We start from the raw sequence: 14320 nt of genomic DNA on the forward strand, positions 1-14320 counted from the left end.
TGAAGCGTTCCGGGCAAGTGCGACATCGACAGCAGGGAGATAGTGCGCGCGGCCTGGCATTACTCGACAGCGAAACACGTGAAAGCCTGGGGCGCAGACGCTGGCGACAGCCGCCTCTGACGCGCCCAACCCTGGTGTTGGCGCTGACCTTGGTGTGCGTACTGCACGCCTTGTTTGCACTGGCACTGTGGTTTGAGATGCAGCCCAAGGCGCAGCACGCGGAGCGGGTGAATGTCGATAACGAGAAGGCGCTGATCGTGCGTCTGATCGATCGTCCCAAAGCGCCGCGCCCCGCGCAGCCACCGGAGCCGCCCGCGCTGCCGCAAAACCTGGCGCCGCCGCAGCCGGTGTTGGCTGCACGCGTTCCTCCGGTCACTCACGAAAAGCCTCGTCGTGACGCCATGGTGGTGCAGGATCATTCGCCTGCTCCTGCGCCGACGACTTCCGTCGCCACGCCGTCCGCCACAAGCTTGTTCGCGAAGGATGGCTCCGTGCATCTGCCATCCACAACCGATGCTGCTTCGACAACCGCAACCGCCCCCGAGCCGTCCAAGCCTGCCGACGATCGCCAGATCATGCAGCACGACACCAACCACATGCACTACAAGGCCACGCGTTTCGAAAAATACTTCCCGCCGCCGAACGAGACCGCCGGTGGTGCAGTCGGCCGTCATATCGGCGATGTGATCAAGGAAGTTGCCAAGAGCGTCTGCGATCCCACCAAGAGCAGCACCGCTACCAACCTGCTCTGCGGCTCACCTCCTCCGCCCGCTTCGTCCATGAATCGCGACGAGCGCCTGAACCTGCCGCCAGCGCCATTGGCCGACAATCCGAATCCCCCCAAGACGCCGCCTCTCTCCAGCTGTATCGACGAATACAAAGCAGGCGAACCGCTGTCGAGCGGCTGCCCCATCAACACGCCTGACCTGGCCTTCAAGGCGGAGATGCGTGAATGCATTGATTTGTATCGTGCTGGCAAGCGGCTCAAGACCTGGTGTCCGCTCGATACGCCTCAGCGCGCGGCGGCTGAGTCGTCGATGTCGACGGATTCCAATGGTTCGGTTGCACACTGACCCCCTTCTTCGAAAAATCCCGGCGAGTGATCGCCGGGATTTTTTGTTCGGGAAGAAGCAAGCTACTGAGAACAGCCCGTCCAGAAATGAATCCGACGTAATTCTCGTTTTACTGACTTTGCCACGCTGACACCGCGTCCACATCGAGGTAGGAGGGCGCCGTTGGTGCAGGCTGACCGTTAATGGTGATACTTACATAGGCCGTGTTCGGTTGAAGCGAAACGTTCCAGGAACACAGATCCTGCGCGACAGCCGCACCGCTGCAGTTGGAGCTGATCTGCTGCAGGTAGTTAACGAAGCTCCATGTTGACGGGTTGTAAGTGGGGCCCATGTCGTCTTTGATGCTGTTTCGGTTCGCATCGAATTCAGCAACTCCCAGCCCAACGTTGCGCATGCCGGACCGTATATAAGCGTTCACGAAGAGTTGGCGCCCGCCCTTGACCGGAAATTGGTTCGACACAAGCCAGACACCACCGGACGTTTGGTTCGTTGAGACGCGGGCATAGTTGTAGTTTGTCGCGGCGTTACCAGCGCCATATCCCGATTGCGTCGAGAGGGTGGCGGACACAGTTCCTCCCACGGACCACCCAACAGGGGCTCCGTTGCTCACGATTTCCATATCGGGGTTGTAGAGAAGCCCTAGAGCCGCGGCGACGCCACCCAGAACATCCCTTGGGGCATTCGGGTTGGCGCCAAAAGCAGGCGTCCGCTGTGACTGCGCGATCGCATCCCAGATCAACCAATTGAGGTAATAGGACGCCCCCGCTTCTTTTGCGTCGTTGATCATACTGAGTGTCGCCTGCTCCTGTTGGAGCGTGTCTGACGATCCGTTCGGGCTCGTGTCGCCGGTTTGGTAGCCAATTTCGCCCATCACCAACGTGGCATCCGGGAAGATGCTTCTTAGTGTTGAAGCAGCTTCTGACGGGGTATTGGACTCGTACCCTGGATACGTCTGCGGCGTCATGTAGCTATGAAAATCTATATAGTCCAGACGACGATTGCCCAGCTTAGGCCCCGCCGAAGTATTGAGTGCAGTTGCGAGGTCGGGCCCATCTGTCGCGGCGTTTAGCACCGACTCGCCCCGCTTGCCGTCGGGAACACTTGACCAGTCGTAAAGGAATGATATGTACCACCGTGCATTTGTTATCTGCGCGTCGTACTCATTCTGCAGATCGTAAAAAATGACGGAGTTCGCGTAAGGAGACGACTCGATCGCATTGACGATGGTATTCATCCAAGTGCCAGTGTCGTTGAGAAACCTGGCAAACCCGTCATTGGAATTTCCATAGGCAACCGCCCACCAAGGCATACCACTAACCGGGTCATTCGAGTCGTAGTAATTGTTCCCGAATGCGACGATGACGCTTATGTTTCTGTCAGCACAAAGTTTCAGGAAAGAAGGGAGATTTGCTGTGACTTCTGAAAGTTGGCTATTGAATTGGCCGCCTTGGCCAGCTCCTGATAACTTTAAACCGCTTACCTCAGGCCAAAAAAGTAGGCGAACCACCCCTCCCCCAAGACTGGAAATGTGATCAAGATCCGCTTGAACCGTTGGGCTTAGGCCGGGCCAATTCGCATTGTAGAGCGTGTCGTCGTCGTGGCCGTTCGGCCAATAATTGAATCCAAAGGCGCTGCCTGGTGGGGACTGGGTTGTGACGCTTGACCATGCAAGCAAGTTCGAGTGCGCTGTCCCTTCATAAAGTCGAAAGACATATATCTGGCCGGGAACGATCCAGGGTGCCGATGCGCTTCCGGACGAACCCTGAGCCATCAACGTTTCCTGGCCGCCGGGACTAGATACAAAGACTTGAGCGTTGGTTGTACCCGTAGTGCTCCAGGATATGGTGGTATTGCCCAGCACGCCTTTTTCGATGATTAGATGAGACGGGCTGGTAGATAGAGTTCCGGTAGCGGCTGCAAGAGCATTGAAACTTAGGGCAGAAAGCAAAGTGGCCTGAAAGGCGAAAGTCGTCCATTTGCGTAAATTCATTTACTATTCCTTTGTGCGATTGATGAACTGCCGTCACTACCCATTCAAGCCTAATATGGGGTTCTGAAAATGGGCGGCAGATTGCAGAATTCGATCGCCACCATGCGATCCAGCGCTGAGCCTGCCAGACCGACAAGTCATTTCCGCTCCCGCTCTGAGCCATGTGGCAAGGTGGTTGCTCAACGGCCTGCAAAACCGTCCGCGCCGGGTCGATTCCGGCCTAGGAATTCAATATAAAATGGTTAGGAGAAACCGGGATCAGGATGCATTTCTGTCGTCCGACCCAAGCGCATGCGCTGGCATCGCCGATGCCGTTGAAAGAAAAGCAGTGAACTCTGACCCGATTTTACGGACACTCGCACTCCATGCATGCCAGTGCAGTCAGCAGTCATTGAGGCTCTTGAATGTTCACCATTCACTCAAATTCATCGGATAGAAAAGTTCGATTTCTCGACCGACGCGGCGACGAGTTCGTCGTGGAGATCGAGGGACGGGGCGTGACGGCGACTCAATGGGTTTCTGCGTTCACCGACTCCAAACGGCTGGCTCAATGGATGGAGGAGCTGGCGGCCAACGAGCTGCCCTGGAGAGGCGCGAGGTCTTGGGCCACACTTGAAGGCGAGTTCCAGATTTCCGCGACCTGTACTTCCGGTGGTGCCGTAACATTCTCGGTAACGCTGAGTGGACTGCCAGGCAGTAGCGAAGAATGGCGAGTCTCGGCCGGCGTCACTTGCGAGCTTGGGCAGTTGGCGAGCCTCGCACAGACTGCGCGTCAGTTTTTTGAAGACTCTGGGGTCTAACCAGTAGACGCCTTTTTGGTCGCGCGAATCGGCTGGTTCCTCACGCGTTGCTGCAGCCCTGACGCCGCCATGGCCCGCCGCGGGCTGGCGCTATTCACTTTCTTCACCTTCCCTTCGCGAGGATCTGCGCCACGCGCCGGCCGGTCGTTGCCAGCCGCGATCTGCCCGAGGGGATAGTCCATGATGTTCGCGATCAACCATCCGCTGGTGGTGTTCGTCATCTCGTTCGTTGCCATGTGGATTGCCGCGCAGCTTGGGGCATGGTGGTCCCGGCGGCGTCCGCCGGCGGAGGCGGAGTCCAGGGACATGTTCAATGTCGTGCAAGGGGCTACGCTCACCCTGCTCGGCCTGATCATCGGTTTCAGTTTTTCGATGGCGATCAGCCGGTACGACCAGCGCAAGAATTATGAAGAGGCCGAGGCGAATGCGATCGGCACGGAATACGTTCGCCTGGATCTCCTTGCGCCCGCTGACGCCTCGAAGCTGCGCCCCTTGCTGGCGACGTATCTCCAACATCGCATCACCTTCTACGAGACCACCGACCGCAGCCAGCTACCCGCCATCACGGCGCGCAAGAACCAGTTGCAGTCGCAGCTGTGGAGTGCGGTGGTCACGCCGGCTGGCCAGACGCCTACGCCGATCACGGCCTTGGTGGTGGCGGGCATGAACGATGTGTTGAATTCGGAAGGCTATACGCAGGCCGCCTGGTGGAATCGCATACCCATCGCGGCCTGGCTGCTGTTGGCCGCCATCGCGATCGGCTGCAACCTGCTGGTGGGAGTTGGCACGGGGCGGCGATCGCCCGAGCCGTTCTTTTTATCGGTGCTGCCGCTGGTGGTCGCCATCTCGCTGATGCTGATAGCCGACATTGATAGTCCGCGCGGAGGGCTGATCCGCGTCGTTCCGCAAAACCTGGAAGCGCTGATGGCGTCCCTGCCCGCACCTTAGGCATGGATGACTGCGGCCTTCGGCAGCGATCACCACGATGCGCCCCCTGGGTGCCGCTTCATGCGCGGCACCTGCTACACGTCGTCGTTGGCGCTGACCGCCATGTTGCGCTTGTATGCATTGGCACGGGTGAGGATGGCGATGGCTTCGCGGAAAATCATCGGCACGGCAGGTGGCAATTCGCCTTGCTCGCTGGAGGCCGCGAAGTCGCCTTCCGCACCGGCGATCAGTTCGTCGATCAGGCCGGGCTCTTTCATATCCATGCGTTGAAGCAGGCTGAGGAGGATGTAGGAGCACGCATGGGCCTTGGCGTCTGCCGGTGTGAAGTCGCGAGCCATGGTCGACACCTTTGAGCGCGTGGATGGGCGGCTTTGAATGTAGCGCCGAACGGCATCGGGCGGACGATCCACCCCGCGGCGTTTTCGGGCCGGCGGACCGGGACCATGGAATTTCGCGTTAAATATCACCCACATGCAAGCGGCTGGTGCGGCGTCCTGGGCGCCTACGAAGCCATCACGGACAGCCGTTGAGACTGTGCGCGCGTAGCGGGCCACGCTCACTGGGGAGATCGGACCGTTGCAGCACGGCAGGCCGGCGCAGTTGCCGTCCTTCATGGTTCTCTTGCTTTCGGCGACACGAGCCATGCCAACACAGGCAGCACACAACGAATCCGTCAACCGGCGGTTCCGTTACATCGTCGTCACGCTCTACCTCATGGTGGTGGGGGTGATGGTGTGGCAGTTCACCTTGCAGTGGCGGGGCTATCGGATGCTCACGAGGCGCAGAAACAATTCAGCGTCGTCCAGGCTGCGCTGCACGCCATGGCGGATGTGTCGAAGGAACGGCGGCCTGCTGTTGCCGTACTCATGCTGGAGGAATCCGAAGCAGCCAAGTGGCGCGATGTGCTCGATTCTGCGCGGCGAATGACCGATCGGCAGATGGACGAATTGGGCGCAGCCCTGCGCGACCCCGACTGCGATCAGTGCGCAACGATTGCGCCAGCGTGGGATGGTGTGCGCGCTCAACTCGTGCAGGCGCGGCAGGGACTGGATGCCATGCAACATACTGCCCACTCCGACACGGAGATCGTCAACGGCTTCAACCGCATCGTCAAAGTGATCCCCCGTTTGTCGTCGATTGCGCAAACCGGTGCCACTGGCGTGATTCGTGAGAACGCCGACGTGCAAAGCTATCTGCTGGTGGCGCGGCTGTCGGGCTTGCTGAGGGAGCAAGCCGGCCTGGTTGCGCAGCAGTTTGCGCCGGCGCTGGTGAAGCATCGTCCGCTGACCGAACAGGAGGCACTGGAGATCGCTGCCAGCCTGGGCAAGATCGAGMAGCTGCGGCAATTGCTGGTGCCGAGCGTGCGGGTGCTACCGCCCGAACTGCTGCAGGACTATGCCGAACTCGAGCGCCGCTACTACGGCGACGCAGTGGCTCTGCTCAACCAACTGCGTCAGGAGGCAGCTGTTGCCTCGGGCAGCAAGTTCACGCTCATGGAACTTTCTGACCAGTATGGCCCACTGGTAGCGCCGATCGACCGGTTCCGCGACGACGCGCTGACCTTGGCCAGTGACACCATCGACAAGAGCCTGCACCGGCACCTGCTCTACCTGCTCGCCAGCGGCGTCTTGGCCGTTGCCCTCACCGCCCTCTTGGTAGTGATGATCTGGCGTTTCCGCGAAAAGGTCATCCGCCCCTTTTCGGAGGCGCAGCAGTTCATTCTCGCCGTGGCGTCGGGCGACACGGCGGCGGAAATTCCCCATGGGCATTACGGCAGCGAGGTGCAGGATCTGTTCGCCGCGCTCAACGTGCTCAAGCAGAACGATCTCAAGCGCCATCAGCTGGAACATGAGCGCAATCGCCTGATCCGCGAATTGCAGACCATGGCCGAAACCGATCCGCTCACCGGCCTGCTCAACCGCCGCGCGTTCGAGAGCCGCGCCCGCGTTCTACTGGCCGACAAACGCGGCAGCGATCCGCTGGTGGCGCTGATGATGCTGGACATCGATTTCTTCAAGCGCGTCAACGACACCTATGGCCACGAAAGCGGCGACAAGGCACTCGTGGCGCTGGCCACGCTGTGCCGGGAAACCGTGCGTGCGGACGATATCGTGGCGCGCTTCGGCGGCGAGGAGTTCGTGATACTGCTGCGCGTGCAGGCGGCGCAGCACGCTCAGGCGCTGGCAGAGAAGCTATGCCAACAGCTGCGCGTGCAGACCATCACGGCCACCGACGGCCAGCCGTTTGGCTTCACCGTCAGTATCGGTATTGCCTTTGCGCAGCGCCTGGCTGGAGCGAAGTTGCAAGTGGATGCATTGTTGCGCGAGGCCGACGCCCTGCTCTATCGCGCGAAGTCCAACGGCCGCGATCGCATCGAAACGCAGTGAGTCGGGCTCAGCGCGGCCCGGTCGATGGATCGTCCGCGTACAGCACCGCCGCCAGCAAGGGCCAACGTTTGAGTGCGGCCAGCCACACGTCCTTGGCCTGGCTGTCGTAATACCGCGCGGGATCCACGCCCTCGACGTAGCTGGCATAGGTTTCGATATCGCTGGGCTTCATCCTGGCGTGCGGATCGCGTGGCGCGGCCATTACTTGCCCTCCATCCAGACGCCGTCCGGCGTATGAATCACATAGCCGTTGGCCGTACCCATGGTGACGGTGTTTTCGTTCTCGCCCACCATGCGGGTCTGCGGCAGATCATGCGAGTACTGCTCCAATGCCGGCGCATCGGCTTTGAACGGGCTGTTCGCGACCAGGTTCGACATCAGCTGCGCAAGGGCGAGATAGCTGGTCGGCGTATCGATGGCAATCGCATGGCCCGGCGGCTCCTTCCCCGCCGGCAGGCCGATCAGTTTCACGCCCACCGGTACATCGATGATGCGCGGCGTGGGGATTTCACGCAGGCCGGAAATCTGCCCCGCATCGCCGCGCAAGGCGGCACCGTGTTCAGGCACGAAAATCACTACGGCCTTGCGACCGGAGTGGGCGATCAGGTCGGTCAGCCGATCAATATCGCCAAGCAGCCGGGTCAGGCGGATGGGATACGACTGCAGGCTGGTGAGATTGCTGTTGGGCAGGCGGTTGCCGTCGTGCATGCTCACGGTGTTGTAGTAGAGCGCCACCGGGCCGCCGCCCCTGGTCGCGCGATCCTGATACCACTTCGCGAGCGCGTCGTAATCGTCGACCAGGGACGATCCATCGAATTCCCGCATGAACGGCGGCAGGCCCTCGATCGATTGCGGCTGAATACCCGGACGGCCAATCTCGCGCTCCACGATGCCGCGGAAATCGTCGAAACGGCCGTTGTGGTTCATCAGGTACTCGACGTCATAGCCCGCCGCCGCCAGATCGGCAAACACATGGCATTCCTGGGGAGCGGCGCTATACAGCTCCTGATGTGCGTCCTGTCCACACGAGGCACGAAAAAGCCGAATCGCGGCGGGTCCGCTATAGCTCGCCGCGCTGCTGAATTTCTTGAAGACGTAGTCGAATTTGCCGAACAGCGGGTTGTCACGCATGTTGGCCACGTCCAGGTCGTCCCAGGACAGCGAGCAGATGTGGATGATGATGATGTCAAATTGCGCGGCAGGGTCGGTGCTCATCGGGAAGAACGCAACGCGCCGGCTCTTTTCCGCATGATGGAACGCAGCCAGTTGCTGGTCATAGCTGCCGGTGGAACTGTCCGTACCGGCGTTCGCCGTAACCGCGTCGGCCCGTGGATTGACCGCATAGCTCGCCCCGCCGCTGGACTTGGCTATCAAGGTGCCCATGCCCTGCCATAGCGGGAACACGACAAGCGCCAATAGCACGAACGTGGTCACGCGCACCCAGCGGTTGACGATGGCGTAGATCAACAGCACCAGTATCGGGATATAGACCATCGCCGGTCTGAACAGGCGGCGGGCCAGTTCCATCATGTAGGCGGGCGAAAACGAGGCCAGCGCGGGGATCTGCTTGAGCGCGTAACCGATCGGCGGCAGCTTCGATTCGTGGTACAGCAAGGCCGCGCCCGCCAGCACGGCCAGCACGTGCCTGGTCACGCGCTGCCAGCGCTGTTGCAGCGGCACGAGCAGCGCCAGCGCAAACAGCAGGTTGAGCCACCAGACCGGCCGGATGCTGCCTACCGCGGCCAGGTAGAGCGCGGCAATGAAATAGAGATTCCAGATGCCCATGCCTTACTCCGTTCCCGACCGGCGCGGCCGACGCATGACGGCAGTCTCGACAGCATCCAGGCAGGCATCGAACAAGCGAAGCACGCCCTGGTAACCCATCTCGATCACTTCGACAAAGCTGTGCAACGGCGCATCGGGCACCAGTTCTTCTTCCCAGCGCACCCAGGCATCCGCACGACCAAATGTGCACTGGATCAGTTGCGTCTCCTTCTCATACGACCACTCCTCGAACTTCATGCCGAGGTGTACACCGCTGTTGCGCGCCACCACCGCGGGGAAGTAGTAGTCGATATCGCCACGCGACAGCGCCACTCCCAGCGGGCTGCCGCGATCCAGTTCCATGGGCTCGGGCAGGATGATGCCCAGGCCGCCGGTCGAATAATTTTCCGTACGACAGGCGATGGTCTTGCCGTCGGGCAGTACCAGGGTTGCAGGCACGACCAGCGGCACGTGATGGGATACGCGTACTTGCCGAGCCTCTTTCGCCACGCCCACGGCAGCGCCCAGCATCGCCACGTTGAACAAAGCCCACACCATGTTCATCAGCACGGTCGCCGGCTCGTCGCGCTGGGTGGTGAAGATGCGCACGATGCCTGCCACCAGGGCGCACAAGTTGATTGCCAACAACCACACGTAGGGCTTGGAAGTGGCCCAGTCGAGATATTCCTGCTCGATCAGCCCGCCCTTGGCCGTTACGTTGAACTTGCCCTTCTTCGGATTGATGAAGGCCACCGTGGTAGGCAATACCGTGTACCAGGCCAATACCGACTCGTAGACCTCGGCCCAGAACGAATGGCGGTACTGGCCCTGGATGCGCGAGTTGGCCATGCCCGATACGAACAGGTAGGGCAACACATAAGCCATCACCGACAGCGCATCCGCAGCAAAGACGTGCAGGCCAAAGAACAGAAAGGCGCCTGGCATGCACAGGAAAATCAGCCGCGGAATGCCGTAGAAGAAATGCAGCATGGCGTTGCTGTAGCAGATGCGCTGGAAGAACGTGAGGCCTTTGCGCAACCACGGGTTATCGATGCGGAAGATCTGCGCCATGCCGCGCGCCCAGCGAATGCGTTGGCCGATATGTCCGGACAGGCTCTCCGTGGCCAAACCCGCCGCCTGCACGATGCGCAGATAGGCCGTGCGATAGCCGCGACGATGCATCTTCAGCGAGGTGTGCGCGTCCTCCGTGACCGTTTCAATGGCGATGCCGCCGACTTCCATCAGCGGCGCGCGGCGAATCACCGCGCAGGAACCGCAGAAGAAGGTGGCATTCCAGAAATCGTTGCCATCCTGGATCAGTCCGTAGAACAGGCTGCCCTCGTTGGGGATGCGCATGAAAGTGTCGTAGTTGCGCTCGAACGGATCGGGCGAAAAGAAGTGGTGCGGCGTCTGCACCATCGCGCACTTGGGGTCGGCGATGAACTCGCCCATGGTGGTCTGCAGGAAGGAGCGCGTGGGGATATGGTCGCAGTCGAAGATGGCGATGAATTCGCCGCTGGTCATGGACAGCGCGTGATTGATGTTGCCGGCCTTGGCGTAGCGATGTTCTTCACGGGTGAGGTAGCCCACCCCAACCTCGTTGGCAAAGCGATGGAATTGCTCGCGGCTGCCGTCATCGAGCAGGTAGACGCGCAGCTTGTCGTGCGGCCAGTCCATGCTCTTGGCGGCGAGCACCGCAGGACTCACCACGGAAAGCGGCTCGTTGTAGGTGGGGATATACACATCCACCGTGGGCCAGCTGTCGGTGTCGTCGGGCAGCGGCTTGGGCTGGCGGTTCAACGGCCACGCGGTCTGGATGTAGCCGAAGAACAGCACGATCCATGTATAGATTTCCGCTGCAAACAACAGATAGCCGAACAAGGCCTCGACCGGCGTGGCGAAGTTGAGCGTCTGCGTGACGCGCCACCACATGTAGCGTCCCGTCATCAGGATCGACAGCGACACCATCAGCATGGTCGGCCAGCGACCTGGGATGCGCCGCGCCAGGACCATCACCACCAGCACCGCGACAAACAGGCGGAACTGGTCGGCGATGGGCAAGGGCGTGGTCCAGAACCCCACGGCCACCATCAGGGCGAGCAGCAGGATCACCGGCTTGAGATGAGGCACGCGATCCAGTCCGGACGACCAATGGTTCACGCGCTCGCCAATGCGTGCCCACGGCACCGACGGAAGCTTTGAAGTCACCGCATGCCCTGCCCGGCCCGCGATGCCATGCACCGGCGCCAGCCAATGACCGAGGCGGCCCAGCAACATCGAACGACGACGTGCGCCGCGATGATGCCGCGCGCTGCGCAGATTGGCGGACAAGCGCACGCGACGGCGATGGGGACGGAAGAAGATTCGTTTGAGCCACGTGCCCATACCCTCGCCTTCAGCGACGGCGAGCTCGACGCGCAGTCGCCGTGCCAGTCGCTCGGCCCACCACGCAGGCCAATCGCGCTGGCCCGGCGGCGGCTGGCGAAACACCAGCCGCAGCAACCACGTACCGCGGCCTGCCTCGGCATCTACGCCAAGCTGCTGCGCCAGCGTGCGGCGCAAACGCGACAGGACCGAGGTGGCGCCCGGCATGCTCATGCCGAACCTCCCGCCGCCGTGCCAGGCTGGTAGGCGCGTCGAACCCAGCTCGACAGCCAGGTCGCCAGGCCCTGCATATCGTGCGCTGCCTGCGAATGCGGTGCGCTGTGCACGAAGCTCTCGTTGCGGGCAAGCGCGTCGGGAATGCCGCTGTCGGCATGCACGCGGTAGGTAGAAAGTGACGAGCCCAGCGTGTCGCGCAACAAGGCGAGTATGTCAGTGTGCAATTGCGAGGCCGGCGACACGCCATTGGCCACGTACACCGTTTCCTTGCCGAGTGACTTCAGTTCACTGCGCAGGCGCGGCAGCGTGGCGCAGGCCAGCGGTGCGGGTGGCAGGACCACCATCACCAGGTCGGCCGCCGCCATGGCTTGCGCGGCGTAAACGGAAGGCCAGGCCGGCGTATCGATGAGGGTCACGCCGTGGCCGGGCAGATCCACCCGCGCCAGCAGATCGCGCAACCAGGTCGGCTGCTCGTGCAGGGCCGCAGACAACGACGCAGTCGAGGCGAGTGCGGCATCGCCACGCGCGCCACCCCAGGGCAGCCAAAGCACGCCGTCGTCTGTCTGCAGCGCTGCATCGCTCCAGTCATCGTTGCTCGCAAGCACCTGCGAGTGGAGTCCACGCTGGGCCGGCGTACGCAAGCCGCAATAGAACGTGAGCACATTGCGCGGATCACATTCCACCGCCAGTACCGCGTGCCGGCGTTCCGACAGCAAGCCTGCCAGCGACGCGGTGAGCATGGTGCGTCCTGCACCACCAACGGAGGCGATGATGGCAATCGTCTTCATGCCTTCTTTCCCGCGCCGCCCTGGCGCTTGCCGAGTATGACCAGGCCTTCCAGCGGCGGCGGCAATTGGATCTTGCGCCGACGAAGCAAGGACTGGGTGCGCGACCACAAGGAGCCCAGCCGGAAACGCCAGGACAGCCACCATAGCGGCGCAGCCAGTATCAGGCCCAAGATGAAGTACCCCAGGAAGGTGCTCATGCGCGTCTCACCTCCCTGCCTTCAGCGGCAGTGATGCAGGACGTGGTGGACGGCGCATGGTGGCGGCCGCCGCGTTGATCGCCTCCACGCTGCCGAGCAAGGGAAGTCCGGACGGTGTCGCCTCGGTCATGACGCTCTCTGCCGGTGATTCGGCGACCGGTGGCGCAGGCGAGGCGATCGGTTCGGGAGGTGCGACCAGGCCGGTGTAATCGGGCGGCGGCAGTTCGGCGATTTCCTCTGCGAGACCATTGAGCGTGGAAATAATGGTTTCGCGGTCACCGCAGCGCAGCTCGCCGCGAAACAGCTCCGATAGCGGCCGCTCGAACACCTTCTCCATGGCCTCGCCAGCGTTCTCCACGTGGCAGGCAAAAAAGAACAGATACAGACTGTCGCCGCTGGCCGTGCACAGATCGCCGGTGCGACGGATGCGGCAGGCCTGCAGCGCATCGATGCCGGCCACGTCCGGCTCCAGCGGCAGCCGCAGCAAGACGTTGGGCAGGCGTATCGGGCGACTGCGCTCCACAGCCTCGCGCACCAATTGGATGAAGCGCTGCGCCGGCACGTAGCCGGTGGTGGAATCGCGCATCGCCGCCGAAAGCGCGCCGAGGTAGTCGTCCGGCACGGGGCGCGAGAACAGCTGCCCTTGCACGCCATCCACCGCGATTTCGACCTGCGCCATCGGCATGCTGCGCGCAATGATGGCGTTGGCGCCCAACGTCAGCATCAGCAACTCGTAGCGGATACTGACGTTGTCTTCGCGGATCAGGATCTTCAGTGCCTTGCCGCATTGGCGGCGTAGGTAGTTCACCTGCCTGGCCAACGAAGCGACGCTTTCGTTGATGCCGTAGTGCAGGATCACCGTGGCCGCCACCGCCCGACTGGCCGCCGATACCAACGCCTCATTGTCCGGCAACACCTGCCAACCCTTGGGCACCACCCGCTCGCGCGCCACCGTGCCCTGGGCCACCATCACCACGCTCTCATCGGGTGCGAGCATGCCGGCCACTTCGCCGCTGGCGGGATCGTCCGGCACCGCGATCAAGCGGTGATCATTGGCCGAAAAGCGCAGCGGAATGGATTCGCTGGCCGATAGTGCCCCGCGATTGTCGCGCCAGAACGCCACCTCCCAACGAAACTCGCCTTGCACATGCACCAGTTGCGCGGCACCCGCGAACTGGATCTGGAAATCCGTGAGCGGCCGGAAGTCTCCGCTCTGCTCCACCAGTGGCGGCAACATCACCAGCAGCACGGTGTGCCGCGTCTGTGCGCACCAGCCTGCCAGGGCCGCACCCTGCCGGATCAGCGCCGCCCGATCCTGCCAGGCGAAACAGGTCGCCACGCCTTCGACCAGAAACTGGCTTGCGGGCGTCGCGCATTGCGCGGACAGCGCCTGCAAGGATTCCATCAGCACGTCGCAACCGTCGCGGTTCGGCGGGATCTTCAGACTGCACACATTGGATTTGGGATGCACCGCACCCGGGTGGTCGATATCCATGCCGTGCTGGTGCAGTGCCTGCGCGACATCCTCCGCCGACCGCGTGGAAAGCACGGTCACCGGCGTGAGCAGCGCATGCGCCGCGGTCTTCCAGAACAGCGCGTCGCGTGCCGGCGAGCGACTGGCGTACACCGCGTACACCTGCCCGGTCGCCAGCGCCGACAACGACGACGGCAGGCCCTCGATGGCCAGCGACTGATTCAGTCGCAGCAACGCACGTGGCGTCGCTCGATCGGTCGATTCGTAAGGCGATGGAGGCAGGTTCGTCACGACTCTC

At 62.1% G+C, this 14320-nt stretch carries 13 protein-coding genes; 4 read left to right on the forward strand and 9 right to left on the reverse strand.

The window, feature by feature from the left end; all coding sequences use genetic code 11:
* The first annotated feature begins 134 nt into the window (after positions 1-134).
* Complete coding sequence (locus AC1DE1_RS09435; RefSeq protein ID WP_477175938.1) at positions 135-1073, forward strand: hypothetical protein; 939 nt, start codon at positions 135-137, stop codon at positions 1071-1073.
* Positions 1074-1182: 109 nt separating this feature from the next.
* On the opposite strand, the gene AC1DE1_RS09440 is transcribed toward AC1DE1_RS09435, so the two are convergent.
* Positions 1183-3063: a hypothetical protein gene (locus tag AC1DE1_RS09440; RefSeq protein WP_477175939.1), complete on the reverse strand. Its 1881-nt coding sequence runs from the start codon at positions 3061-3063 to the stop codon at positions 1183-1185.
* A 404-nt stretch (positions 3064-3467) separates the two neighbouring features.
* Here AC1DE1_RS09440 and AC1DE1_RS09445 point away from each other — a divergent pair, with 404 nt between their 5' ends.
* Together AC1DE1_RS09445 and AC1DE1_RS09450 are read left to right on the forward strand one after the other, a co-directional pair.
* Complete coding sequence (locus AC1DE1_RS09445; protein ID WP_477175940.1) at positions 3468-3863, forward strand: DUF6228 family protein; 396 nt, start codon at positions 3468-3470, stop codon at positions 3861-3863.
* 180 nt (positions 3864-4043) lie between these two features.
* A complete protein-coding gene (locus AC1DE1_RS09450; RefSeq protein ID WP_477175941.1) occupies positions 4044-4811 on the forward strand; it encodes a bestrophin-like domain in 768 nt (255 codons plus the stop codon).
* 74 nt (positions 4812-4885) lie between these two features.
* Here the strand turns inward: AC1DE1_RS09450 and AC1DE1_RS09455 are convergent, their stop codons facing one another.
* Both AC1DE1_RS09455 and AC1DE1_RS09460 read right to left on the reverse strand, forming a co-directional pair.
* Complete coding sequence (locus AC1DE1_RS09455) at positions 4886-5425, reverse strand: hypothetical protein (protein ID WP_477175942.1); 540 nt, start codon at positions 5423-5425, stop codon at positions 4886-4888.
* 147 nt (positions 5426-5572) lie between these two features.
* Entirely contained in the window at positions 5573-5875 is a 303-nt protein-coding gene (locus AC1DE1_RS09460) for a hypothetical protein (protein ID WP_477179065.1), read from the reverse strand.
* On the opposite strand from AC1DE1_RS09460, the gene AC1DE1_RS09465 reads away from it, so the two are divergent.
* Positions 5867-7198 (forward strand): GGDEF domain-containing protein, encoded by a 1332-nt coding sequence (locus tag AC1DE1_RS09465; protein ID WP_477179066.1) that lies wholly within the window; start codon positions 5867-5869, stop codon positions 7196-7198. The two genes, AC1DE1_RS09460 and AC1DE1_RS09465, sit on opposite strands and share 9 nt — an antisense overlap.
* Positions 7199-7205: 7 nt before the next feature.
* On the opposite strand, the gene AC1DE1_RS09470 is transcribed toward AC1DE1_RS09465, so the two are convergent.
* The 6 genes from AC1DE1_RS09470 to bcsE are packed head-to-tail and all read right to left on the reverse strand — an operon-like array spanning position 7206 to position 14313.
* Complete coding sequence (locus AC1DE1_RS09470; protein WP_046970283.1) at positions 7206-7400, reverse strand: hypothetical protein; 195 nt, start codon at positions 7398-7400, stop codon at positions 7206-7208.
* Positions 7400-8983, reverse strand: a complete 1584-nt coding sequence (bcsG, locus tag AC1DE1_RS09475) for a cellulose biosynthesis protein BcsG (RefSeq protein ID WP_477175944.1) — start codon at positions 8981-8983, stop codon at positions 7400-7402. The genes AC1DE1_RS09470 and bcsG overlap by 1 nt, the downstream gene beginning before the upstream one ends.
* 3 nt (positions 8984-8986) lie before the next feature.
* On the reverse strand, positions 8987-11560 hold the full coding sequence (gene bcsA / locus AC1DE1_RS09480; RefSeq protein WP_477175945.1) for a UDP-forming cellulose synthase catalytic subunit: 2574 nt from the start codon (positions 11558-11560) through the stop codon (positions 8987-8989).
* Positions 11557-12351 carry a cellulose biosynthesis protein BcsQ gene (gene bcsQ / locus AC1DE1_RS09485; protein WP_477175946.1) on the reverse strand — a complete coding sequence of 265 codons (795 nt, stop codon included), beginning with the start codon at positions 12349-12351 and terminating at the stop codon, positions 11557-11559. Before bcsQ ends, bcsA begins: the two co-directional genes overlap by 4 nt.
* Positions 12348-12548: a hypothetical protein gene (locus AC1DE1_RS09490; RefSeq protein WP_477175947.1), complete on the reverse strand. Its 201-nt coding sequence runs from the start codon at positions 12546-12548 to the stop codon at positions 12348-12350. Before AC1DE1_RS09490 ends, bcsQ begins: the two co-directional genes overlap by 4 nt.
* A 7-nt stretch (positions 12549-12555) precedes the next feature.
* Positions 12556-14313: a cellulose biosynthesis protein BcsE gene (bcsE, locus tag AC1DE1_RS09495; protein ID WP_441604113.1), complete on the reverse strand. Its 1758-nt coding sequence runs from the start codon at positions 14311-14313 to the stop codon at positions 12556-12558.
* Between the last annotated feature and the right edge of the window lie 7 nt (positions 14314-14320).

This window comes from Dyella sp. 05T440 (assembly GCF_056395965.1).

What these genes read in the sequence shown, in the direction of transcription:
- AC1DE1_RS09440 (WP_477175939.1), bottom strand. Translation starts at nt 3,063, where the DNA reads ATGAATTTACGCAAATGGACGACTTTCGCCTTTCAGGCCACTTTGCTT.
- AC1DE1_RS09445 (WP_477175940.1), top strand. Translation starts at nt 3,468, where the DNA reads ATGTTCACCATTCACTCAAATTCATCGGATAGAAAAGTTCGATTTCTC.
- AC1DE1_RS09450 (WP_477175941.1), top strand. Translation starts at nt 4,044, where the DNA reads ATGATGTTCGCGATCAACCATCCGCTGGTGGTGTTCGTCATCTCGTTC.
- AC1DE1_RS09455 (WP_477175942.1), bottom strand. Translation starts at nt 5,425, where the DNA reads ATGAAGGACGGCAACTGCGCCGGCCTGCCGTGCTGCAACGGTCCGATC.
- AC1DE1_RS09460 (WP_477179065.1), bottom strand. Translation starts at nt 5,875, where the DNA reads ATGTTGCATGGCATCCAGTCCCTGCCGCGCCTGCACGAGTTGAGCGCG.
- AC1DE1_RS09470 (WP_046970283.1), bottom strand. Translation starts at nt 7,400, where the DNA reads ATGGCCGCGCCACGCGATCCGCACGCCAGGATGAAGCCCAGCGATATC.
- bcsG (WP_477175944.1), bottom strand. Translation starts at nt 8,983, where the DNA reads ATGGGCATCTGGAATCTCTATTTCATTGCCGCGCTCTACCTGGCCGCG.
- bcsA (WP_477175945.1), bottom strand. Translation starts at nt 11,560, where the DNA reads ATGAGCATGCCGGGCGCCACCTCGGTCCTGTCGCGTTTGCGCCGCACG.
- bcsQ (WP_477175946.1), bottom strand. Translation starts at nt 12,351, where the DNA reads ATGAAGACGATTGCCATCATCGCCTCCGTTGGTGGTGCAGGACGCACC.
- AC1DE1_RS09490 (WP_477175947.1), bottom strand. Translation starts at nt 12,548, where the DNA reads ATGAGCACCTTCCTGGGGTACTTCATCTTGGGCCTGATACTGGCTGCG.